A 22320-nucleotide genomic window follows, 5' to 3' on the forward strand; every position below is an offset into this window, starting at 1 on the left:
CGAAAAAGGCGATTTTTCCGCGAAAAGACGGCTTCCGACGCATGGCGGGAAAGCAAAAAGAAAAGGCGCTGAAGGCGCCTTGAAATACTACTTTTACTACATCGCAAATTGCCGGATGGCGTGGACTACATGGCGTAGCCGCTCAGCGGGCCATCCGGGCTATTACTTGAGGCTGCCCGAAAGGAACTGGCGCAGACGGTCGCTTCTGGGGTTGGCGAACACCTCGGACGGCACGCCTTCCTCTTCCACGCGGCCCTGATGCAGGAACATCACGTGATTCGAGACGTTGCGCGCGAAACCCATTTCGTGCGTCACGACGATCATGGTGCGGCCTTCTTCGGCGAGCTTTTGCATCACCTTGAGCACTTCGCCCACCAGTTCCGGGTCGAGCGCCGAAGTCGGCTCGTCGAACAGCATCACATCGGGGTTCATGGTCAGCGCGCGGGCGATCGCCACGCGCTGCTGCTGGCCGCCCGAAAGATGCGACGGATACTGCTTCTCCACGCGCGGCGCGAGGCCGACTTTCTCCAGATAGACGCGCGCGCGATCCTCGGCTTCCTTGCGCGAGAGACCGAGCACGTGCACCGGCGCTTCGATCACGTTCTCCAGCACCGACATGTGCGACCACAGGTTGAAGTGCTGGAACACCATCGCCAGCTTGGTGCGCACGCGCTGGAGCTGTTTGACGTCGGCGGACTGGAGCGCGCCCGTGCGCTTGTCGGCCTTGGTCCGCACTTCTTCGCCATCGACGAAGATGCGGCCCGAGTTCGGCTGCTCGAGGAAGTTGATACAGCGCAGCATCGTGCTCTTGCCCGAACCGGACGAGCCGATCACGCTGATCACGTCGCCGGCGTTCGCCTTGAGCGAGACGCCCTTGAGGACTTCGTTGTCGCCGTATTGCTTGTGGATGGAATCGACGAAAAGTTTCTGCTTCTGGGAATTCATCTATGACCTCGATGGCTCACTTGCCTTGCGGTCGCAGGTATGCGAGCCAGCGGCGCTCGGCCTGGCGGAACAGCCACACGAGCGTGAAAGAAATGATCAGGTAGAGCATGGCGGCGATGCCGAAGGCGCCAAACGACTGATAGGTGGCCGAATTGACGTCGCGGGCGATCTTCAGGATGTCCGGCACGGTGGCCGTGAATGCCACGGTCGTTGCGTGCAGCATCAGGATGACTTCGTTGCTGTAGTAGGGCAGCGCGCGGCGCAGCGCCGACGGCAGGATCACGCGCCGATACAGCGTGAACGGCGACATGCCATAGGCGCGCGCGGCCTCGATCTCGCCGTAGGGCGTGGCCTTGATGGCGCCCGCGAAGATCTCGGTGGTGTACGCGCAGGTGTTGAGCGTGAAGGCGAGCAGCGTGCAGTTCATGCCGCTGCGGAAGAACGCGCTCGTCAGCTCGTGATTGCGGATGATGTCGAGGCTATAGAGGCCCGTGTAGCACAGCAGCAGCTGCACATAGAGCGGCGTGCCGCGGAAGATATACGTGTAGAGCCACACGAGGCCCGACAGCCACTTCTTCTTCGAGACGCGCGCCACGGCGAGCGGCACCGACAGACAGAAGCCGAGGCCGATCGACACCACCAGCAGCCACGCCGTAATGGCGACGCCGGTGAAGTGATAGCCGTCGGTATAGAGGTAATTGCGCCAGTATTGCTGGATCAGCTCGATCAGGTCTTGCATTGTCGTTGGCCTTGTCCTGTGCCTGAGTCGCTTCAGAGATCCGCTTTGCGCACGCCGGTGGAGTAGCGCTTGTCGAGATACATGAGCACGAAGTTCGAGACGGTCGTGATGACGAGATAGATCGCGCCCGCCAGCAGCGTGAAGAAGAAGAAGCGCAGCGTGCCCTTGCCGGCGTCCTGGCTCGCCTTCACGACATCGGCGAGACCGATGATCGACACCAGCGCGGTGGACTTCACCAGCACCTGCCAGTTATTGCCGATGCCGGGCAGGGCGAAGCGCATCATCTGCGGGAACATCACGCGCGTGAACACCTGCCAGTTGGTCATGCCGTAGGCGTGGCCCGCTTCGAGCTGGCCGCGCGGCACCGAAAGAAACGCGCCGCGGAACGTCTCGGTGAAATACGCGCCGTAGATGAAGCCCAGCACGATCACGCCAGCGAGGAACGGATCGATGTCGATCTGATCCATGCCGAAGTGATCGGTGACCATGTTCAGCCAGATCTGGATGCTATAGAACAGCAGCAGCATCAGCACGAGATCGGGTACGCCGCGAATGATCGTGGTGTAGGCCGTGCCCGCGCCGTTGACGACGCGGTTTTTCGACAGCTTCGCCGCCGCGCCCAGCAGGCCGAGCACGAACGACAGCACGAGCGAGAGCACGGCGAGCTTGACGGTCTGCCAGGTGCCGGCGAGGATCAGCGGGCCGTAGCCTTGAAGAAACATAGGTGAGTCCCTGACGGGGCGACCCCGAAAACGTGGAGTGCGTCCCGCGAAAGACGCGGCAGTCGCTGCCGCGGTTCAATTGCCGTTCATGCGCGGCCGGCGTGGCTGGCCGCGTTCCCGTTGGTGCGATGGTTCGTTGTTCTGCGCCGGTTCCGGGCTGCTACCCTCGAAACCTGCGCGGTTGCAACTGCGTGGTGGCCACTGTATACGAAGGCCTCGCGCGGTCTATCGGGGCGGGCCCCCGGCCGCGCGGCCCTGCAGCTTACTTGCCTTTGTAGATATCGAAGTCGAAATATTGCTTCGCGATCTTGTCGAACGTGCCGTCCTTGTGCATCGAAGCCAGCGCGGCGTTGAACTTCGCCTTCAGGTCCGCATCGTCCTTGCGCAGGCCGATGGCCGTGCCGTCACCGATCGTCGCCAGATCTTCCACTTCCGGGCCGGCCCAGCCGAAACCCTTGCCGCGCGGCGTCTTCAGGAAGCCGTAGTCGGCTTGCACTTCGTCCTGCAGCGTGGCGTCAAGGCGACCCGACATCAGATCCTGATAAACCTGGTCCTGGTTCGCGTACGAGATCACGTTCACGCCCTTGGGCGACCAGTGAACCTTGGCGTACGCTTCCTGGGTCGAGCCCTGCTCGACGCCGACGTTCTTGCCCTTGAGCGACTCCGGCGTCGGCAGCAGCGGCGAGCCGGTGCGCGCGATCATGCGCGCGGGCGCGTCGAACATCTTGTCGGAGTAATCGATCTGCTGGGCGCGCTGCGGCGTGATCGTCAGCGACGAAATGATCGCGTCGAACTTGCGGGCCTTGAGCGCGGGGATGATGCCGTCGAGGTCGTTTTCGACCCAGACGCACTTCACGTTCATGCGCGCGCACAGCGCTTTGGTCAGATCGACGTCGAAACCGGTGATCTGGCCGTTGGCCGCCTTCGACTCGAACGGCGGATAACTCGCATCGACGCCGATGCGCACGGTTTTCCAATCCTTGGCTGCAACGCCGCTGGCAACGAGGGCGAGTGCGACGCACACTGCGAACTTCTTCATCATTCTCCTGTCGAGCCGGAGCACGTGCGGTAAGCACGCATCCCAGTTCTTTGCATTGCTGATACTGGCGCGGTTGTTCGCGAGGGTGCCGCGAACGGACCGGTTTGCCGGCGTTCTGGAAACGTCCGGCCGGCGCGCGCTGGTTTCGGGCCGGCTCTTGACCGGGCGCCGCCATTTTAGGCGATCAAAAATACGGGTCGGACGCGATGCTTCAGCGCATCGAATTCGCGCATCGAGTGCATTTCCCGCTGTCGCCTGCTGGAACCGGCCGCAAAGCGGGCGCGCAAGGGCGCCCACGACCGCCGCCGGTCGCAAAAGGGCGGTATTTTACCCGAAGCGCACGCCCGCGCGGTTTGTTGACTCATGCCTGTCGCATTGGTCTGACAGGCGAAGCAAATACAAGCCCGCCATCGACGCATTGATGTTGCTGGCGAAACGATCCGGTGCGCCGCTGCGGATTGTCCTGGCGGGCTTTCGCCCTTACCTTGGGACATCGACATGATCGTCACGACCAACAGGAGATTCCGATGCTCGCCATCCGACGCGCCGACGAACGCGGCCACGCCAACCACGGCTGGCTCGACTCGTATCACAGCTTCTCGTTCGCGGACTATTTCGACGAAGCACACGTTCACTACGGCGCGCTGCGCGTGCTCAACGACGACCGCATCGCCGGCGGCAAGGGTTTCGGCGCGCATGGCCACCGCGATATGGAGATCGTCACCTATGTGCTGTCGGGCGCGCTCGCGCACCGCGACAGCATGGGCAACGGCTCGACCATCCGCCCTGGCGACGTGCAGCGCATGAGCGCGGGCACGGGCGTGATGCACAGCGAGTTCAACGGCTCGCCCGACGAGGAAGCGCATCTGCTGCAGATCTGGCTGCTGCCGAGCCTGCGCGGCGGGGCGCCCGGCTACGAAGAAAAGCGTTTCGACGACGCCGACAAGCGCGGCCGTCTGCGCGTGATCGCCTCGCCCGATGGGCGCGACGGATCGGTGAGCGTGCAAAGCGACGCCTCGATCCACGCGGCGCTGATCGACGGCGACGAACGCGCGGATTACACGCTGGCGGCCGGCCGGCGCGCCTACGTGCACGTGGCGCGCGGCGCGGTGGAGGTCAACGGCCAGCGGCTGGACGCCGGTGACGCCGCGATGATCGACGCCGAAGCGGTAGTCACGCTCGCGCACGGCGAGCAGGCGGAAGTGCTGTTGTTCGACGTGGCGTAACTCCGTCCAGACGCCTGAACGAAAAAACGCCGCGGGATGCGAATCCCGCGGCGTTTTGCATACCGGTGGGCAGATCGGTACCAGTCAGGTACCGACGCTGCCCGCCGCCCAGACGCTTATTGCCCAGCCGGAGCCGAAGCCGAAGCCGCGCCCTTGCGATGCTCCCAGTGCTCGCGCATCTTCTCGTGGCGCTGTTCCATCTTCGCGAAGCGTTCCTTGAGCGCCGAGCTCACGGTGGTCTTCTGCTGATCGTTCAGGCCGTTGTAGAACGCCAGCCAGGCTTGCGCGGTCTGCTCGCGCAGTTGCGAGTCCTGCTGGTCGATCTGCTGATGCGTGCTGTGCATCGCGTTCAGATCGAGGATCGGCTGGTTCTTCTGCGCGTCGAACTGCTGCTTGAGCTGCTCGTGGTTCTTGTGCATCGCTTCGCCGTTCTGCTTCATCGTGTCGACGGCGGTTTGCCACTGCTTTTCCTGCGCAGCGTTCAGGTTCAGCTTGTCGTGCAGCTTTTTGGCGGCCATCATGAAATCGCCGTGCATGCCCGGGCCGCCGTGGTGGCCGTGCATCATGCCGGGGCCGCCCGGGGGCGGCGGCGGCGTTTGTGCGTGAGCGGCGGTAGCGCCGATCGTGAGAGCGAGCGAGGCAGCGGCGATCGCGAGAAGGCGCGAAGGGGTCTTGTACATGGTGAAGCTCCTGACAAATCCTTGAAGGTTTGGTCCGGTATGGCACGTCGCTTCGCAAAAAGGTGCGGGCGTTCGCAACCGGTGTCCCTAGCGTATAGAGCGGTTGCGCCCCCCGTGTTACGGTCCCGGCTGCGGAAATTACGCGACATTACGGCGCCCTTTCGCGGTAACTTCTCGTAACCCAAACCCGGTCCGTGTAAGCAAACGGGCCACTTACGCGCGTTAAACTTCGTCCCATGGCTACTCAAATTCTGGTCGTCGATGACGACGTCGAACTGCGCGATCTGCTGCGCGACTATCTGGCTCGGCAAGGCATGGAAGTGTCGGTGCTGCACGACGCGGGCTCGCTCGAGCGCCGCCTCGAGCGCGAGCGTCCCGATCTGATCGTGCTCGATCTGATGATGCCGGGCGTCGACGGCCTGACGGCGCTGCGCAAGCTGCGCGCGTCGGGCGACGACATCCCCGTGATCATGCTGACCGCGCGCGCGGACGACGTGGACCGCATCGTCGGTCTCGAACTCGGCGCGGACGACTACCTCGGCAAGCCCTTCAACCCGCGCGAGCTGCTGGCGCGCGTGCAGGCGGTGCTGCGCCGCCGTCGCACGGTGCCGTCGGCGGCCGCGCCCGAACAGCGCGAGCCGTTCTCGTTCGGCCGCTTCACGCTCGATTTCCAGTCGCGCACGCTGCAGCAGGAAGGCAAGCCCATCATGCTGTCGGGCAGTGAATTCGCGCTCCTGAAGATTTTCGTCAACCACCCCATGCGCACGCTCACGCGCGAGCGCCTGCTCGAACTGCTGCACGGTCCCGAATACGACGGCACCGACCGCGGTATCGACGTGCAGGTGTGGCGTCTGCGCCGCATTCTCGAATCCGATCCGTCCACGCCGCGTTTCATTCAGACCGTGCGCGGCCGCGGCTATGTGTTCGTGCCGGACGGTGAACAGGGCAGTCATGCGCCAGCCGGTTGATTCGCTGTTCGGGCGGCTTGCGCTGCTCTTTATCGGCGTTCTGCTTCTTTCGCACGTCGCGTGGTTTGCGCTCATGCGTCTCGAGCGCGACCAGATGCAGACGCGCTACGCAGTCGAAGAGGCCATGTTCCTCGTCGATGCCGTGCGTCAGCACGTCGAGCGCGAGCCCGACCAGCCGCTGCCGTCGCGCGTGCAGGTCGTCGCGCCCGACAGCCCGGACGTGCCGTCCGTGCGCAACGACTATCCCGAGCCGCTGCGCCGCTTTATCGACGATATGCGCGAGCGCATGCCGCCGGGCACCGAGGTGCGCGCGGGCACGCCGGGCCGTCCGCCTACGCTATGGGTGAAGGCGCCCACGGACAGTAAATGGATTGTCGTGCCGGGTCAGCCGCTGCGCGTGATGCGGCCGATCGACCGCGCGCCGTGGTTCATCATCATTTTCTCGGCGGCGCTGGTGGCCGCGCTGGTGGCGGCGTGGATGGTGCAAAAGCCGTTGCGCGCGCTCGCGCATGCCGTGGCGCGTTTTGGCCGCGGCCAGCCGGTGCCGCCGCTGCCCGAACGCGGGCCGCGCGAGTTGCGTCAGCTCACGCGCGGCTTCAACCAGATGGTCAAGGAAGTCGAGCAAACGGATAAAGACCGCGCCGTGATGCTCGCGGGCGTCGCGCACGATCTGAAGACGCCGCTGGCGCGTCTGCGTCTGCGCGCCGAAATGATGGACGAGCAGAAGGTGCGTGACGGCGTGGTGCGCGACGTGGATTCGATGGCGCACATCATCGATCAGTTTCTGGTGTTCGCGCACGACGGCGCGGACCGCAGCGAACCGCTCGTGGTGGACGACCAGTGCGAGCGCATCGCGCGCAATTACCGCACGGTGGGCGGCGAATCGATCCTGATCGAGCGCCGCTTCAAGGCCGGGCCGGATTTCCGTCTGCCTGCGGCGACGCTCGAGCGTCTGGTGTCGAATCTGCTCGATAACGCGCACGCTTATGGCGCGCCGCCCGTGGTGATCGAAACGTCGCGCGACGCCGAAGGCTTTACGCTGTGCGTGCGCGATCACGGCAAGGGCATCGCCGATCAGGATCTCACGCAGGCCAGCCGGCCGTTCGTGCGGCTCGATCCGGCGCGCGGCGGCAACGGCCATAGCGGCCTGGGACTCGCGATCGTCGAGCGTCTGGTACGGCGTGCGGGTGGCGAGATCGCCATCGGCAATGGGGAAAGTGGCGGCCTCGCGGTGCGTATGACGTTCCCGTACGAGGTGGTCGAGCGTACCGTCGCCGAGGCAGCGCAGATCTGGTGAGCGCCTTGCGGCGCTGTGCTGGAAGGTGTGCTTCGGCGTGGAAGCAGGGTGGTGGTGAGCGGATGTGGGCGCGTAGCGGTTCTAACGTCGCCCGCTCTGCGCCTGCAAGGCGCGTATGACGCTCTGGATCGAGCGTCGGTCAAACTTCAATCAAACCGAAAACAGCGTGTCGAGTGCGGCGGCAGCCTCATTGTCGACCGTGTTGTAAGTCACGCTGCCCGCTTCGAAGATGTAGTGCGTCGTGTACTTGCCCAGGCGGGCAAGAATCTCTTCCTGTACCAGCTCGGGCGCGGCTTCGAGCTTCAGGTACCACGCGGTCGATGACAGGCGCGTTTGAAACGCTCCGTATTCGACCATCAACTGGTCGAACGCGAGAGCATCCTGATCGCGACAGACGATGACCAGATTTCCCTTCATGCATGCCTCCTCAATGTGCGGTGACTACGGTGCGTAGCGACCTGCGCCATGTCGGGCGCAGCGCGCATTCACGCACCCCGAAAGACTGAATTAACCGATGATACCGCGTTGAGCCGCCAGGCCCCGGTCGAGTCTTGCAGTGCACCATGGTTGCGGCTTTCCGTCTGTTACGGAAAACGCCTGGATTGGCGGCCGTTTTTTACCAGGTTTCGGCGGCCGTGCGCGGCGGCACGGCGCCGTCGGCGGTCATGGCTTCGCAGCGATCGCGCCCGCCCGCCTTGGCCATGTAGAGCGCCAGATCGGCGCGGCTCATCAGGCGCTCGGGCTGATCCTGGGACGGCGCAAGTTCCGTGATGCCGATACTCACGCTCAGGTTGGCTTCGTCCGGCAGTCCCGCGCAATGGCTCGATTTCACTTCGCGGCGCAGGCGCTCGATCACGTCATGACCGGTTTGCAAGGCGGTGGCGGGCAGCAGGATGCCGAATTCTTCGCCGCCAAGCCGCCCGACCGCATCGTCCGAACGTAGCTCGGCGCGGCAGGTTTCGACGAAATGCTGCAAGGCGCGGTCGCCGGCCGGATGGCCGAAGCGGTCGTTGATCTGCTTGAAGTGGTCGAGATCGGCGATCGCCATGCACAGCGGCTGGCCGTTCGCGTAAGCGGCGTCGATTTCGCGACGCAGCAGGTCGAGGAAATAGCGCCGCGAGAGCGCGCCCGTGAGCGCGTCGTGGCGCGCCTCGGCGGCCAGCAGCGCATTGGCGGCTTGCAATTGCCCGGCGAGATCGCGGCTCGCGCGGTGCAGGCGCCGCTCGCGCACCCACGAAATCGAAATCACCGCCGCCAGCGCCGCCGAACCTGCCAGCGTCAGAAAAATCAGCAGCCGGTCGCGCCGATGATTGGCGAGCAGTTCGCTCCACGCGTTGAGCGGATCGACCAGATGCGCCGACAGCCCCGAATTGAGCCCGCCGCGCACTTCATAGAGCGCAGGCGCGTGCTGGCCGGGCAGATCGACGAGCGCGTGCGCGTCGGCCTCGGGCATCCACGGCGCCTGGGAACTGGCGGCCCGCGCCGCGCTTTGCAGGGAAATCTCGCTGAAGCGCTCGCGCAGATAGGTGTTCACGCGATCGACGGCGTTCATTTCCTCGACGTGCGAGCCCGGCATCGCCAGGCCTTCGAGCGAGCTGTCGTGCGCCATCACGATCACGCCGTTGCTGTCGGAGACGAAGGTGCCGGGATGCGTGACCCAGTGCCGCAGCCGCGCGATGCTGACCTTGGCGACCACGGCGCCCACCAGCAAGCCGTCGCTATAGGCGGGCGCGGCCACGAAAATGCCCGGTTCGCCGCTCGAGGTGCCCACGCCGTAGGTTTCGGAGAACGCGCCCAGCAGCGTGTCGCTCAGATACGCGCGCGGGCGCATATCCACGCCCACGTAGGAGATTTTTTCCATCGCGTTGCTCGACGCGATGCAGATGCCATTGGCGTTGACGAGCCAGATGGCGTCGAGGCCCGAGAAGCCCTGGGCGTCGTGCAGAAAGCGGTTGATGCCGGTGAGGTCGGGCACGTGCTGGAGTTCTTCGCGCCGCGCCAGTTCCGTCGAAGCGTGCGAGGCGGCATAATGCGCGGCCGTAGTCAGCGCCTGCTGAACAATGTGGGTTTCCGCCATGGTCGCGGGAATGGCGCGCGACATTGACAGATCGCTGGCGATCACCTCGGCCATGTTGTCGACGATCGAGCGCGTCATCTGGCGCTGCGCGCCCAGCGAGGCGTCGAGTTCCTGGCGCACCATGCGGTCGGCGAGCCAGCCGGCGCCCAGCCAGCAGACGAGCGCGACCACCACGACCCCGACGGGTCCGGCAGCCTGACGCAAGAGTCTCCTGTTCATCGGCCTTCTGGTTCGTAAGTGCGATCGCGGGTGAGCGTAGGCGGGCGGGTAGCCCGGCGTCGTGGCGCGGCGGCCGGTGAGACAGTCGGTACGACAGTCGGCGAGCCTTGCTGTGTCGGGATTTTAACTCCCGAACGACCGTGGAGAAGGCGCAAACGGTGCAGAAGCGCCGCTTTGATGCAGTTTGTATGCCCGATGCGAGCGCGGCGGCGCGCTCGCTGCGCCCATGCCTGGAAGCTTGCCGGAATGCCCTCGAAAGCAGCCCGAAAGCCCCGCCGGGCGTGACTTTGCGGCGAATCGCGCGGGCCGCGGGCAAGGTTGAATGTGTCACGAATGTTGTAGTAGTGTCGTGCCGTTCGTGAGCCGGGCTCGCCCGCGCCGCTTGCGCAAACCCACGCTAACGAAATATCGAGTCCATGCGTTCTGTCCGTCCCGATTGCTGTTCCTCGTTGCACTTTGCCCGCCGTGCTGCGGTGCGCCGCGCGACGTTTCGTATCCATCAACCGCAACGCGGGGAGGGCGCCTGAATGGACTTCAGCTTCAATCTCAATCGCACCGCCAACGTTTCGGCGTGGCGCGTGCTGCCCAATCGCTGGGACTTCGTCGCGTTTCCGCTGATCATCTGCCTGATTGCGATGGCGGCAGTGGGTTTCCACGAAACCATGGCGCCGATCGCCGTGCTCAAGACGCAGCCGATTTCGCTCGATCCGGCCAATCTGCCCGAATACGCCATGCGCACGACGCTGCGCATGCTGGCGGCGATGGTCGCCGCGCTGATCTTCACGCTGGTGTACGGCACGCTGGCGGCCAAGAGCCGCCGCGCGGGCCAGGTGCTGGTGCCGATCCTCGACATTCTTCAGTCGGTGCCGGTGCTGGGCTATATCTCTTTTACGGTCACGTTCTTCCTCGCGCTGTTTCCGTCGCGCGTGCTGGGCGCCGAACTCGCGGCGATCTTCGCGATCTTCACCAGCCAGGCGTGGAACATGACGTTCAGCTTCTACCAGTCGCTGCGCACCGTGCCGCGCGATCTGGACGAAGTCTCGAAGGGTTTTCATCTGACCGGCTGGCAACGCTTCTGGAAACTCGAAGTGCCGTTCTCGATGCCCGGCCTCATCTGGAACATGATGATGTCGATGTCGGGCGGCTGGTTCTTCGTGGTGGCTTCCGAAGCGATCACGGTGGGCAACAACACGATCACGCTGCCGGGCATCGGCGCATATCTGGCGCAGGCGATCACTGAAAAGAACATGCACGCCATCGGCTGGGTGATTCTGGCGATGGTCGTCGTGATCCTCGCCTACGATCAATTGCTGTTCCGCCCGCTGGTCGCGTGGGCCGACAAGTTCCGCATGGAGAACACCAGTTCCGGCGATGCGCCCGAGTCCTGGCTGCTCGATCTGATCCGTCGCACCCATCTGATTCACCAACTGCTGGTGCCGCTCGGCTGGTTCTTCTCGAAGGCCGCGCGGGTGCCGTTCCGTCTGCCGTTCGCACTACCCGCGCTGCCTGCGCTTGCCGTCGTGCAGCGCGCCGCGCCTTCGAAGGCGCCGCGCGGCGGTCTGCGCGCGAAACTCGGCGATGCGATCTGGGCCGTGTTCGTGATCGCGCTGACGATCTACGTCGTGTGGCGCGTGGTCGCCTATGTGCGCACCGGCGTCTCGCTCGACGAAGTCGGCCATGTGCTGGGACTCGGCTTCATTACGCTGCTGCGCGTGATCGTACTGATTGCGATTGCTTCGGTGATCTGGGTGCCGCTGGGCGTGCTGATCGGCCTGCGTCCGGCGCTCGCGGAAAAATTCCAGCCGCTCGCGCAGTTCCTGGCGGCTTTTCCGGCCAACCTGCTGTTCCCGGTGTTCGTGATCGTGATCGTGCGCTTCCACCTCAATCCTGACATCTGGCTGTCACCGCTGATCGTGCTCGGGACGCAGTGGTATATCCTGTTCAACGTGATCGCAGGCGCGAGCGCCTATCCGAACGACTACCGCGAGGCAGCGAAGAATTTCCACATCCGCGGCTGGCAGTGGTGGCGGCAGGCGATGCTGCCGGGCGTGTTCCCGTACTACATCACGGGCGCGATCACGGCGTCGGGCGGCGCGTGGAACGCCAGCATCGTCGCCGAGTTCGTGCAGTGGGGCGACACCAAAGTCGCGGCGCACGGTCTGGGCGCGTATATCGCGCAGATGACCGCCGCCGGCGACTATCCGAAGATCATCCTCGGCATCGCCGTGATGTCGTTGTTCGTCACGCTGTTCAACCGCGTGCTCTGGCGTCCGCTCTATACGCACGCCGAGTCGCGGCTGCGGCTGGACTGATCGCAACTGACCGAATAAATCGAAGGCTCGAAGGTAAAGCGATGCAAAACCCCAAGACCCTCAGCGCCGCGCACGGCGACGTGCAGACCGCTGCGAATCCGCCGCGTCTCGGCGAAGAACTTCTGCGCGTGCAGAACGTGTGCCGCGGTTTCAACAAGAACCAGGGCGAACTGCTCGTGCTGGACGACGCCAACCTGTCGCTGCGCGAAGGCGAGATCGTCGGCCTACTGGGCCGCTCGGGCTCCGGCAAATCGACGCTGCTGCGCATCATCGCCGGGCTGATCGAGCCGACGGCGGGCGATGTGACGTGGCGCGGCAAACCGCTCGACGGTCCGGCCGAAGGCGTGGCGATGGTGTTCCAGACCTTCGCGCTGTTCCCGTGGCTGACCGTGCTACAGAACGTGGAAGCGGGTCTGGAAGCGCAGGGCGTGGGCGCGCGCGAGCGCCGCGAACGCGCACTGGCCGCCATCGACCTGATCGGTCTGGACGGTTTTGAAAACGCCTATCCGCGCGAGCTTTCCGGCGGTATGCGCCAGCGCGTGGGTTTCGCGCGCGCGCTGGTCGTCGACCCGAATCTGATGCTGATGGACGAACCGTTCTCGGCGCTCGACGTGCTGACGGCCGAAACGCTGCGTACCGATCTGCTCGATCTGTGGACGCAAGGCCGCCTGCCGATCAAGTCGATTCTGATCGTCACGCACAACATCGAAGAAGCGGTGTTCATGTGCGACCGCATTCTGGTGCTGTCGTCCAATCCTGGCCGCGTGGTCGCCGAAATCAAGGTGCCGTTCAAGCATCCGCGCAACCGTCTCGATCCGGCGTTCCGCAAGCTGGTCGACGACATCTACGCGAAGATGACGGCGCGTCAGACCGGCGAAACCACGAAGAAGGGGCTGGAGCTGGGTAGCTGGCTGCCGCGCGTGTCCACCAACCTGATGGCGGGTCTGATCGAAACGCTGGCGGCCGCGCCGTACCACGGCCGCGCCGACATGCCGGAAATCGCCCGCTCGCTGCATCTGGAAGTGGACGATCTGTTCCCGATCGCGGAAGTGCTGCAATACCTCGGTTTCGCCGATGTGCGCGAAGGCGATGTGCTGCTCACGCCGCCCGCGCGCGTGTTTGCGGAATTCGGCACGCAGGAGCGCAAGATGATGTTCGCGGAACATCTGCTGCGCCATGTGCCGCTGGCGGCGCGGATCAAGAAGGTGCTCAACGAGCGTCCCGGCCATCGCGCGCCGCGCGTGCGTTTCGAGCAGGAACTGGAAGATTTCCTCTCGGATGGCGCAGCGGAAGAAACGCTCGACACGGTGATCGACTGGGGCCGTTATGGCGAAATCTTCTCGTATAACGACCAGTCGGAAATCTTCAGCCTGGAAGACGTGGAGTCCTGATTTTCTGGATATTCGCAGTCGATCAATGCAAAACGGTCGCCGAGGCGACCGTTTTTTTCGTGCTGTAAAACTGCAAAAGCACTGCAGAAAGCGTTACTGCAGCGAGCCCCAACGCTCGACGGCCGGTTCGGCGGTGGCCCATTTCCAGCCGCTGTCGTCCTGACAGGCGCTCGCCGTGTACCACTGCTGGGGCGAGTCGGGCTTGTCGCTGTCCTGCACCGAGAACGCGAAGTCCTTGCACAGCGCCAGCGCCGAAGCGAAGGCGCGCGTCACGCGTACTTCGCCGTGGCCGTTTTCGACCGGCAGCTTGTGCTTGATGCGCCAGCTGTCGCTGCCGCCCACGGGCAAGCGCCCGGCGGTTTCGGCGATCATTTCCTGCTGATCGGCGTGCATGCTCTTCATAAAGCGGTTGACGGCTTCGTCGGTGGCGGCTTGCACGGCGATACCCACGCCCACGCCGATAGCGGGATTGGCCGTGACGATGCCGGTGGCGGCCGCCGCTGCGGCACCGCTGGCCGCGCCGATCGAGCCGCAGGCGCTCACGCCGAGCGCCGCGCCCGCGCACAGCGCCACGAGCGCGATCAGGCGTGCGCCCGGCACGGCCATGCTGGTCGTGCCGCTCATTGCAGCGCGCCCCAGCGATCGGTGGCGGGTTCGGCCGACGCCCACTTCCACGTCTGACCGTCGCGGCACACCGAAGCCACGTAGAACGCGCTGCTGGCGGCCTTGTCCTTGGTCGCGTCGCGATCGACGGAGAAGACGATTTCCTTGCAGTCGAGTTCGCCCGTGCTGATCGCGCGGCTCACCGTCACGCGGCCATGCGCGTCTTCTTCGATGGGAAACGAGTGGACGATGGACCACGGCGCCACGCCGCCCACGTCGAGCGGACCGGCCGCCTTGGCGATGCTGTCCTGGGTATTGTTGTGCACGACGCGTTCGGAATACTGCACGCCGGCCTTGGCGGCCGCAAGCGCGCCCAGACCGATGCCGGTCGCTACGGCCGCGTTATTCGTAACCTTCGCGGCGACTGCCGCGCCCGCGACACCCGCGCCCGTTTGCGCGCCTTCGGAGTAGAGCGAACTGCACGCGGAGCAGGCGAGGCTGGCGACGGCGGCGAGCAGCGTGAGGGAAGCGCTGCGTCGCCAGCCAGCCGAAGTGGCTGCAGTGGCCGCAATAGCCGAACCGGCCGCGAGGTTGTCATTCCGCACTGCGCCTGCCGATGCTGCGCTGCGCGGTGCCGTCGATGGCGCATTGCACGCCATGGCACGTCGTTCTTGCATGTTCATTCCCTGCCGCTGGCGGCTGGCGCTCGCCTCAGGCGACGCGCCAGCACGTATTGATGCACCTTTTGAATGAAAACAAGGTGCTATTTCGTGCTGCGGATTGTGCAGGATGAGAATTACAAAGGGGATAGGGAAAATGCAAGAAATTGAAAAAGGTCGTGCGCCGCTTGTCATTGCATGGTTGCGGGCACGACCTTTTTGTGCGAATTAGCGCGAATTCAGCTTCGAATTTCACTTCGAATTCGCGCGCGATTTTTCTAATCGAGCTCGGCCGGATCGCTGTCGTTATCGCCATCGTCGAGCGGCGGTGCATCGCCGTCTTCCGCGCCATAACTGCCGAGCCGGTTATACAGCGTCTTCAGGCTCACGCCGAGCGTGCGCGCCGCGAGACGCTTGTCGCCGCCGCAGTATTTGAGCGTGCCGAGAATGATCTGCTTCTGCGCATCGGCGAGCGGCGTGCCGATCCACACGCTCATCGCATCGCCTTGCGTGACCGGCTTCTTCACCTTCGGCACGAGTTGCGGATGGGCGATCTCGACCTGCTTTTCCGCGAGGATGAACGCGCGATACACGGCGTTCTTCAGTTCGCGCACATTGCCCGGCCAGGACCAGTTGCGCACGGTTTCGAGCGCGCGCTTGCTGAACACTTTCTGCGTGCCGCTTTCCTCGTTGAGTTCGGTGAGAAAAAGCTGGGCCAGCAGTTCGCGGTCGCGCTCGCGCTCGCGCAACGGCGGCGCGCGCAGCGGAAACACGGCGAGGCGATACATCAGATCCTCGCGCAGCGCGTTGTCCTTCACGGCCACGACCGGATCGCGATTGGTCGCCGCAATGATGCGCACGTCGCCGCGTATCGTCTCGTTGCTGCCGACCGGACGGTACTCGCCGCTCTCCAGCGCGCGCAGCAGCTTGACCTGATGCAGCAGCGACATTTCGGTGACTTCGTCGAGAAACAGCGTGCCGCCGCGCGCGTGCTCGAAGTGGCCGTCGCGTGCCTGCACGGCGCCGGTAAAACTGCCTTTCTCGTGACCGAAGAGTTCGGCTTCGATCAGCTCGTCGGGGATCGCACCGCAATTCACGGCGATAAACGGACCGTCGCGGCGCTCGCTGCGATCGTGGATCGTGCGTGCGACCAGCTCCTTACCGGTGCCCGATTCGCCGACGATCAACGCGGTGGCGTCGGTGACCGAGACGCGCTCGATCTGTTCGTACAGGTCCAGCATGATCGCCGACGACCCGTACAGCAGCCCATAGGACTGCAGACCGGGGACGCGCGCTTCGGCGCCGCGCGCATCCTTGCCGCTTGGATTGGCGGCTTCGCTGGCGGCCGCGCGTTGCCTGGCGTTGCCTTTCTCGTTACGGCGCGCGTCGCGTTCATCTCGCGTGGCGCGCGGTTCATCTCGTTCGGCGGCGGGCGAGCCCGGCTCGATTGACGCCATAGGGTATTCGTCCTGCAAAGTGAGTAAGTGGCCCGAGGCCGGGATAGTGGCTCGCGCGTCTTTCCGTCCGGGCGCACGCGCATCGAGGCGCGGCGCGCATGAACGGTCAGGCGCGACTTCAACGCAGGCTTCGGACGGGCGGCGACCGGCCAGGACTGACGCGGGCGATGCCGCGCCGCCGGTCGCAGGATTTCCATCTCGTAAACATTTAACCACTGCGACGCGTCAAAGGGCAATGGACGTGCCCGATCCGGTCCCGCATCTGTCCTGCATCTGTCCCGCATCGACGTGCGGCTGGCGGAGCTGGCACGCCTCGTGCTCCGCAACTCCGATGGCGCACGAGCGTCTACGCTAGAGGGTGGCGATTGCGACGCCGCTCCATGCGCTGAACTTGCGCAAAGAACTGGGAGAATCGATATGTCGAAGAACAAGCCTGGACTGTTCGGAACCCTGATGGCGGTGGGCGCGCTCGGCGCGACGGCCGGCATGCTGGCCTTGCGCTGGTCGCAGCGCCATCGCATGCAGCGTCAGCATTTGCATCGCGATCTGAGCCGCTGGGAAGACGAGGGCGGTGCGCTCTCGGAAACCGCGGGCGCGCTGAACGCCGCAGCGGCGAAACCGGCGGATGAGACGGCTACGCGCGCCAGCGGTGCGGCCGACGAAGCGAACGGCAATGCCTGGCCGTTTCCGACCAGCGATTCGGATTCGGCGACGCGGCACTGACGGAGATGGCAAGGGCGAAGTAGGGCTCGGCAAGGACAACGAAAGGGTCAAAGCGGAGTCAAAGCAGAGTCAACGCGGGCTCAATGCAGAACGCTTGCGCCCGGAATCGCGCGCCTGGCTATCTCGAATAAGTCTATAATAGTTAAATCCACAACAATCGAGGTTCGGGTTGCGTGCTGATCGCGGTATTGTTGCGCATTGTCGCCATAGTGCGACGAAAACTGCGCGCTTGCCGTCTGAACGCGCCCGACCGTTTCGTACTCCACTGCAGCGCAACGTGTGCGCCGCCAGCATTGCGGCGTCGGGCGAAATTGTCCGGCGCATGCGCGATGCGCGCGGCGCGGATGTTTCGTGCATGGAGCCATTCACCTTTCAGGGCTGACGAGACGCGATGCCACATGTATTGATTGTCGATGACGACGCAGAAACGCGCGAAGCACTCGCCGCCGTGGTGGGCGAAGACGGGCTCACCACCGCGCAGGCGGGCGATCTGCGCGAAGCGCGCATCCAGCTGATTCGCCAGATGCCCGACGTCGTCTTCACCGATTTGAAGCTGCCCGACGGCAGCGGCACCGATCTGTTCCAGGATCTCGATCCGCGCTCGGGCGTGGAACTCGTCGTCATTACGGGTCATGCGACTGTCGAGACGGCCGTCGATGCGCTCAAGAACGGCGCGATCGACTATCTCGTGAAGCCGATCAACCTGCAGCGCGTCAAGGCGATCCTGAACCGTCTGCCGCGCGCGGGCGATCTCAAGGCGGAAATCGGCACGCTGCGCGGCGAGTTGCGCCGCATGGGCCGCTTCGGGCTGATGCTCGGCAATTCGCCGGCCATGCAGGACGTCTACGACCAGATCAGCCGCGTGGCGGTCACGCCGGCGTCGGTGATGCTGGTGGGCGAATCGGGCACCGGCAAGGAAGTGGCCGCCCAGACCATTCACCAGCTGAGCCTGCGCCGCAAGCACGAATTCCTCGCGGTGAACTGCGGCGCGATCTCGCCGAACCTGATCGAATCGGAAATGTTCGGCCACGAACGCGGCTCGTTTACGGGCGCGGATCGCCAGCACAAGGGCTATTTCGAGCGCGCGAACGGCGGCACGCTGTTCCTCGACGAAATCACCGAAATGCCGATCGAACTGCAGGTCAAGCTGCTGCGCGTGCTGGAAACCGGCATGTTCATGCGCGTGGGCACGACCAAGGAAATCGAAACCGATGTGCGGCTGATCGCGGCGACCAACCGTGATCCCGAGCAGGCTGTGGCCGAAGGCAAGCTGCGTCTGGACCTGTATCACCGCCTGAACGTGTTCCCGATCAACCTGCCGCCGCTGCGCGAGCGCGGCAAGGATGTGGAACTGCTGGCCCAGGCCTTCCTCGACGAACTCAACGAGCGCCACGGCACGAAAAAGCAGTTCCCGGCGGCCGTGCGCGAGATGCTCGCAACCTACCCCTGGCCCGGCAACGTGCGCGAGCTGAAGAACTACGTGCAGCGCGCGCACATCATGGCGGGCAACGACGGCGATCTCACGGCGGCTGTGCCGCTGCAGATTTCGCTGTCGAAGCCGGTGGCGGGCACGGCGGTGACGATTCCGTTCGGCACCTCGCTGGCCGATGCCGATCGTCAGTTGATTCTCGCCACGCTGGAGCAGTGCGGCGGCGTGAAGACGCGGGCGGCCGAAATCCTCGGCATCAGCCTCAAGACGCTCTACAACCGGCTCGTCGAGTACGGTAACGAAACCGGCGGTGCCGGTAGCGCGGGCGGCAAGGGCGAGGCGTCAGCGCGCGCGACGGGCTGATCCCCGATGGGCTGTTCCCCAAGACGCGTTTGCCTGCACGCGATGTAAATCGCACCTGTTTTTCCGCTTCCTCGTTGTCCTCTCCCCGATTGTCCGTGGCACGCCGGGCGCCCTGAGCGCCCCGGCGGCTCGGGCGTTCGCCGCTTTCTCCGCCGCTGGTATGTCGCTTGCAATCCGCTCGATAAACCCTTTCGAGGAGCGAGCGATGCCAAGCTGCAGACAATCCGATCCGTTCCGCGCGAAGCCCTGGCTGGCGCACACCCCGCAACCCGACGATCCGCCGCCCGATCAGCCCGGCACGCCCGACGTGCCGCCGGTCGGGGACCCGCCTGCGCAACCGGGCGAGGTGCCGCGCTCGGTCGATCCGCGTTTTTATCCGGCGATGCGCGTTTCGCCATCCGCTGTGGCGCACGCTGCGCAGGCCCGCGAAGAACGCGCGCAGATCGCTCGAACCGCCGAACGCGCGGGTCGCGCCGCGTGGGCGAGGTGGGCGCGCTGGGTCGGCTGGGTTGGACAGGCCGACCCGTCGACCCTGGACGCGTCAGGGCCCGATCAATCTCGCCGCGATGCAACAAGCGTTGCGCAGGTCCACCGTTGGTCCCGTGCCTGACGGTTGCATTCTTATGTACGAGTTACAAACGCCTGCCCATATTTACCGGCAATTTCACGCGGCGGTTCCTAGACTATAAAAACGCTACCGCCGTGTGACAGCGCATTTGCAGCCCGTTAGCAGCTTGTTTGCTGGAGGCATCGACATGAGACATCCCGCATTGCGCCGGTCCGCGCGTCACTCGGGCAAGCGTGGCCCGCGCGACGGCGAACAGAAGTCCAGCAACGCCGCGAATTTCGAGCCAAATCCGGTCGAGCCATCGAACGGACACGGCCCGGACCCCGCCAGCCAGAATCGCCCGGCGCCAGGCGTGCCGCCCGATGGCGAGCACAACCAGGGCGGCGCGCGCGCCGAAGGCCTCGACTATCAGCGCGATCTCGGCTCGGAACAGGACGCCTGATTTCATCACTGCGCTGCAGCGATTTTTGTCGCTGTGCAGCGCATCGTCCCCTGAAAATTTTGCCGCACGATCCGGCTATTTTTCGCGCCGATTTAGCTCGCTTGCGCCGCGCGGAAAATAGAATTTCGCTCCGGATCGTGTCGAAGAGGCATGCATCTTGCGTGACATTGCGGTGCACCGTCCCCGAACAACGAAACAGGAGGTTTAGCCGCAATGGGCAGACTGATCGTGGTATCGAATCGCGTTGCACCGACCCAGGAAGGGCGTCCCGCTGCTGGCGGTCTCGCGGTTGGCGTGCTGGACGCGCTCAAGGAAACCGGTGGCGTGTGGTTTGGCTGGAGCGGCGAAACCGTCGCCGAACCGGCCCCACCGACCATCGAGCAACAGGGCAGCGTCACATATGCCACGGTAGGTCTCACCCGTCGTGACTATGACCAGTACTACAAAGGATTTTCGAATACGACGTTGTGGCCGACGTTCCACTACCGCAACGACCTCGCGCGTTACGAGCGTCAGGAATACGGCGGTTATCTGCGGGTGAACGTCACGCTGGCGCGCCAGCTCCAGCCGATGATCGAACCCGACGACATCATCTGGATTCACGACTATCACCTGATTCCGTTCGCGCGCTGCCTGCGCGATCTGGGCGTGAAAAACCCGATCGGCTTCTTCCTGCACATTCCGTTGCCGGTGCCGGAAGTCATGCGCTCGGTGCCGCCGCACGAAGAACTGATGAAGTTCCTCTGTCACTACGACGTCGTGGGCTTCCAGACCGATGCCGATCGACAGGCGTTTCTCGATTACGTCGAGCGCGGCGGCCACGGCACGTCGAGCGAAGACGGCATGGTTCACGCGTGGGATCGCTTCCTGAAAGTGGGCGCGTACCCGATCGGCATCTATCCCGATGCGATCGCCAAAGCGGCCAGCCAGTTCACCGACCGCAAGCCGGTGCGCAGCCTGCGCGACGCCATGCGCGGGCGCAAGCTGATCATGAGCGTGGATCGTCTCGATTATTCGAAGGGGCTCGCCGAGCGCTTTCAGGCTTTCGAACGCATGCTGCAGAACGGGCCGGGCTGGCATGGCCGCGTCTCGCTGCTGCAGATCGCGCCGCCGACGCGCTCCGATGTGCAGACCTATCAGACCATCCGCCGCAACCTCGAAGGCGAGGCCGGGCGCATCAACGGCCGCTTCGCGCAGCTCGACTGGACGCCGATTCAATACCTGAACCGCAAGTACGAGCGCAATCTGCTGATGGCGCTATTCCGTCAGGCGCAGGTGGGCTATGTCGCGCCGCTGCGCGACGGCATGAATCTGGTCGCGAAGGAGTATGTGGCGTCGCAGAATCCGGAAGATCCGGGTGTGCTGGTGCTCTCGCAATTCGCGGGTGCCGCCGAGCAGATGCCTGGCGCACTGGTTGTGAATCCTTACGATCTCAACCAGACCGCCGAGGCGCTGGAGCGTGCGCTGTCGATGCCGCATGCGGAGCGGCAATCGCGCTACGAGGACATGATGGCGTCGCTGCGCGAGAACAATCTCTCGGTGTGGCGCGATTCCTTCCTCGCCGATCTGCGCAGTGTGGCGACGGCGGCTTCGGTGACGGCGAAGGCGCGTAGCGCCGCGCCGGGTGCGAAGGCGCCGGTGTCGGGCGCAGCGAGCGTTCCGAACGCGTCGAGCGTGGCGCAAATCGCCAAAGCGGCCAGCGCGGCCAGCAAGGCAGACTAAACCCGCTTCTGGCGCATTTTTCGCGCGCACGCATCACCCCAAACGGCGACCTTCGAGTCGCCGTTTTTCTTGCTCATCGACCGCCGCGCGCCGCGCGCCGCCTGCAAACGCCGCGATCAGGCGCGCTGCACGCCCGCTTCGGCGTACGGATGGGGCGCTTCGGTCGGATCGAAATCGGCCCAGTGCCCCGCGTGCCATTGGCCCGTGGCGCGCTCGACGTCATCGGCGCCGGCTTCGCGCAGCACATCGGCGGCGAGCGTCTGGTTTTCGGCGCTCACATGGACGGTGAGCAACACGCCCGACTGACGCGTTTCGCGATGAATGCGCGCTTCGTGCTCGGTGGCGCGATGCCAGCCCATGCCGATGCGCGCGCCAATCCACGCGCCCACGCCAGCCGCGATCACGACCGAAGGCAGCGAAGCCGCCAGCAGCGCGCCGAACAGCGACACGCCCACGACCGCGCCCGCGACGGCGCCGGCCGTGAGATTGCGCATGCGATGCGGTGGCGCCACGGCAACCGGCACCGGATGCGGCGTATGACGCGCGTGCTGTCCGCGCGGATTGACGAAAAAGAGGTTGACGTCCTCTTCGACGAAACCGCGCGAGAACAGCTTCTCGGCGACGGCTTCGGCGGCGGGAAACGTCGTGAACCGGCCAGCGACGATCAGAGACATGGAAATCCCCCTCGATGCAGGTTGACTCGCCAGAAGAACAGGACCGCGGCGCAGCGGCGATCGAC

20 protein-coding genes and 1 pseudogene are annotated in these 22320 nt (G+C 64.7%); 10 read left to right on the plus strand and 11 right to left on the minus strand.

Annotation, left to right across the window (positions count from 1 at the left end; genetic code table 11):
* Positions 1-162: 162 nt before the first annotated feature.
* The 4 genes from U5A67_RS02290 to U5A67_RS02305 all read right to left on the minus strand — a co-directional run bounded on the left by U5A67_RS02290 (position 163) and on the right by U5A67_RS02305 (position 3445).
* Entirely contained in the window at positions 163-945 is a 783-nt protein-coding gene (locus U5A67_RS02290) for an ABC transporter ATP-binding protein (RefSeq protein ID WP_321814357.1), read from the minus strand.
* 16 nt (positions 946-961) lie between these two features.
* Positions 962-1675: an ABC transporter permease gene (locus tag U5A67_RS02295; protein WP_205981474.1), complete on the minus strand. Its 714-nt coding sequence runs from the start codon at positions 1673-1675 to the stop codon at positions 962-964.
* Positions 1676-1716: 41 nt separating this feature from the next.
* A complete protein-coding gene (locus U5A67_RS02300) occupies positions 1717-2406 on the minus strand; it encodes an ABC transporter permease (protein WP_205981139.1) in 690 nt (229 codons plus the stop codon).
* A 262-nt stretch (positions 2407-2668) separates the two neighbouring features.
* Positions 2669-3445, minus strand: coding sequence for an ABC transporter substrate-binding protein (locus U5A67_RS02305; protein WP_205981138.1), 777 nt, complete (start codon positions 3443-3445; stop codon positions 2669-2671).
* Positions 3446-3972: 527 nt separating this feature from the next.
* Between U5A67_RS02305 and U5A67_RS02310 the strand changes: the two genes are divergently transcribed.
* Positions 3973-4671 carry a pirin family protein gene (locus U5A67_RS02310; RefSeq protein ID WP_321814358.1) on the plus strand — a complete coding sequence of 233 codons (699 nt, stop codon included), beginning with the start codon at positions 3973-3975 and terminating at the stop codon, positions 4669-4671.
* Positions 4672-4787: 116 nt separating this feature from the next.
* Here the strand turns inward: U5A67_RS02310 and U5A67_RS02315 are convergent, their stop codons facing one another.
* Positions 4788-5351 (minus strand): periplasmic heavy metal sensor, encoded by a 564-nt coding sequence (locus tag U5A67_RS02315; RefSeq protein ID WP_321814359.1) that lies wholly within the window; start codon positions 5349-5351, stop codon positions 4788-4790.
* A 236-nt stretch (positions 5352-5587) separates the two neighbouring features.
* On the opposite strand from U5A67_RS02315, the gene U5A67_RS02320 reads away from it, so the two are divergent.
* Positions 5588-6319 (plus strand): response regulator, encoded by a 732-nt coding sequence (locus U5A67_RS02320; RefSeq protein ID WP_027816580.1) that lies wholly within the window; start codon positions 5588-5590, stop codon positions 6317-6319.
* Positions 6303-7616 (plus strand): ATP-binding protein, encoded by a 1314-nt coding sequence (locus tag U5A67_RS02325; RefSeq protein ID WP_205981135.1) that lies wholly within the window; start codon positions 6303-6305, stop codon positions 7614-7616. Before U5A67_RS02320 ends, U5A67_RS02325 begins: the two co-directional genes overlap by 17 nt.
* A gap of 150 nt (positions 7617-7766) precedes the next feature.
* Here the strand turns inward: U5A67_RS02325 and U5A67_RS02330 are convergent, their stop codons facing one another.
* Complete coding sequence (locus tag U5A67_RS02330; RefSeq protein ID WP_027816578.1) at positions 7767-8033, minus strand: hypothetical protein; 267 nt, start codon at positions 8031-8033, stop codon at positions 7767-7769.
* Positions 8034-8232: 199 nt separating this feature from the next.
* The gene (locus U5A67_RS02335) at positions 8233-9912 is read right to left on the minus strand and encodes a sensor domain-containing diguanylate cyclase (protein WP_205981134.1); all 1680 of its coding nucleotides are present in this window, start codon (positions 9910-9912) and stop codon (positions 8233-8235) included.
* Between the two features lie 527 nt (positions 9913-10439).
* Between U5A67_RS02335 and U5A67_RS02340 the strand changes: the two genes are divergently transcribed.
* The gene (locus U5A67_RS02340; protein WP_321814360.1) at positions 10440-12224 is read left to right on the plus strand and encodes an ABC transporter permease subunit; all 1785 of its coding nucleotides are present in this window, start codon (positions 10440-10442) and stop codon (positions 12222-12224) included.
* Between the two features lie 41 nt (positions 12225-12265).
* The gene (locus tag U5A67_RS02345; protein WP_205981132.1) at positions 12266-13615 is read left to right on the plus strand and encodes an AAA-associated domain-containing protein; all 1350 of its coding nucleotides are present in this window, start codon (positions 12266-12268) and stop codon (positions 13613-13615) included.
* Between the two features lie 93 nt (positions 13616-13708).
* Here the strand turns inward: U5A67_RS02345 and U5A67_RS02350 are convergent, their stop codons facing one another.
* The 3 genes from U5A67_RS02350 to U5A67_RS02360 all read right to left on the minus strand — a co-directional run bounded on the left by U5A67_RS02350 (position 13709) and on the right by U5A67_RS02360 (position 16334).
* Positions 13709-14239, minus strand: coding sequence for a hypothetical protein (locus U5A67_RS02350; protein WP_321814361.1), 531 nt, complete (start codon positions 14237-14239; stop codon positions 13709-13711).
* Positions 14236-14823, minus strand: coding sequence for a hypothetical protein (locus U5A67_RS02355; RefSeq protein WP_415767688.1), 588 nt, complete (start codon positions 14821-14823; stop codon positions 14236-14238). The genes U5A67_RS02350 and U5A67_RS02355 overlap by 4 nt, the downstream gene beginning before the upstream one ends.
* 332 nt (positions 14824-15155) lie before the next feature.
* The gene (locus U5A67_RS02360; protein ID WP_321814362.1) at positions 15156-16334 is read right to left on the minus strand and encodes a sigma-54 dependent transcriptional regulator; all 1179 of its coding nucleotides are present in this window, start codon (positions 16332-16334) and stop codon (positions 15156-15158) included.
* A gap of 417 nt (positions 16335-16751) precedes the next feature.
* On the opposite strand from U5A67_RS02360, the gene U5A67_RS02365 reads away from it, so the two are divergent.
* The 5 genes and pseudogenes from U5A67_RS02365 to otsA all read left to right on the plus strand — a co-directional run.
* Entirely contained in the window at positions 16752-17057 is a 306-nt protein-coding gene (locus U5A67_RS02365) for a hypothetical protein (RefSeq protein ID WP_205981129.1), read from the plus strand.
* A 391-nt stretch (positions 17058-17448) separates the two neighbouring features.
* Positions 17449-18849 (plus strand): sigma-54-dependent transcriptional regulator, encoded by a 1401-nt coding sequence (locus tag U5A67_RS02370; protein WP_205981128.1) that lies wholly within the window; start codon positions 17449-17451, stop codon positions 18847-18849.
* A 205-nt stretch (positions 18850-19054) separates the two neighbouring features.
* The gene (locus tag U5A67_RS02375; protein ID WP_321814363.1) at positions 19055-19459 is read left to right on the plus strand and encodes a hypothetical protein; all 405 of its coding nucleotides are present in this window, start codon (positions 19055-19057) and stop codon (positions 19457-19459) included.
* Between the two features lie 145 nt (positions 19460-19604).
* The gene (locus U5A67_RS02380) at positions 19605-19859 is read left to right on the plus strand and encodes a hypothetical protein (RefSeq protein WP_321814364.1); all 255 of its coding nucleotides are present in this window, start codon (positions 19605-19607) and stop codon (positions 19857-19859) included.
* 213 nt (positions 19860-20072) lie between these two features.
* Positions 20073-21467 (plus strand): annotated as a pseudogene (otsA, locus tag U5A67_RS02385) (alpha,alpha-trehalose-phosphate synthase (UDP-forming)); the annotation flags it as partial.
* A gap of 230 nt (positions 21468-21697) precedes the next feature.
* Here the strand turns inward: otsA and U5A67_RS02390 are convergent.
* Positions 21698-22255: a hypothetical protein gene (locus U5A67_RS02390; RefSeq protein WP_205981124.1), complete on the minus strand. Its 558-nt coding sequence runs from the start codon at positions 22253-22255 to the stop codon at positions 21698-21700.
* Between the last annotated feature and the right edge of the window lie 65 nt (positions 22256-22320).

This window comes from Paraburkholderia sp. J69-1 (assembly GCF_905220255.1).
GTDB lineage: Bacteria > Pseudomonadota > Gammaproteobacteria > Burkholderiales > Burkholderiaceae > Paraburkholderia.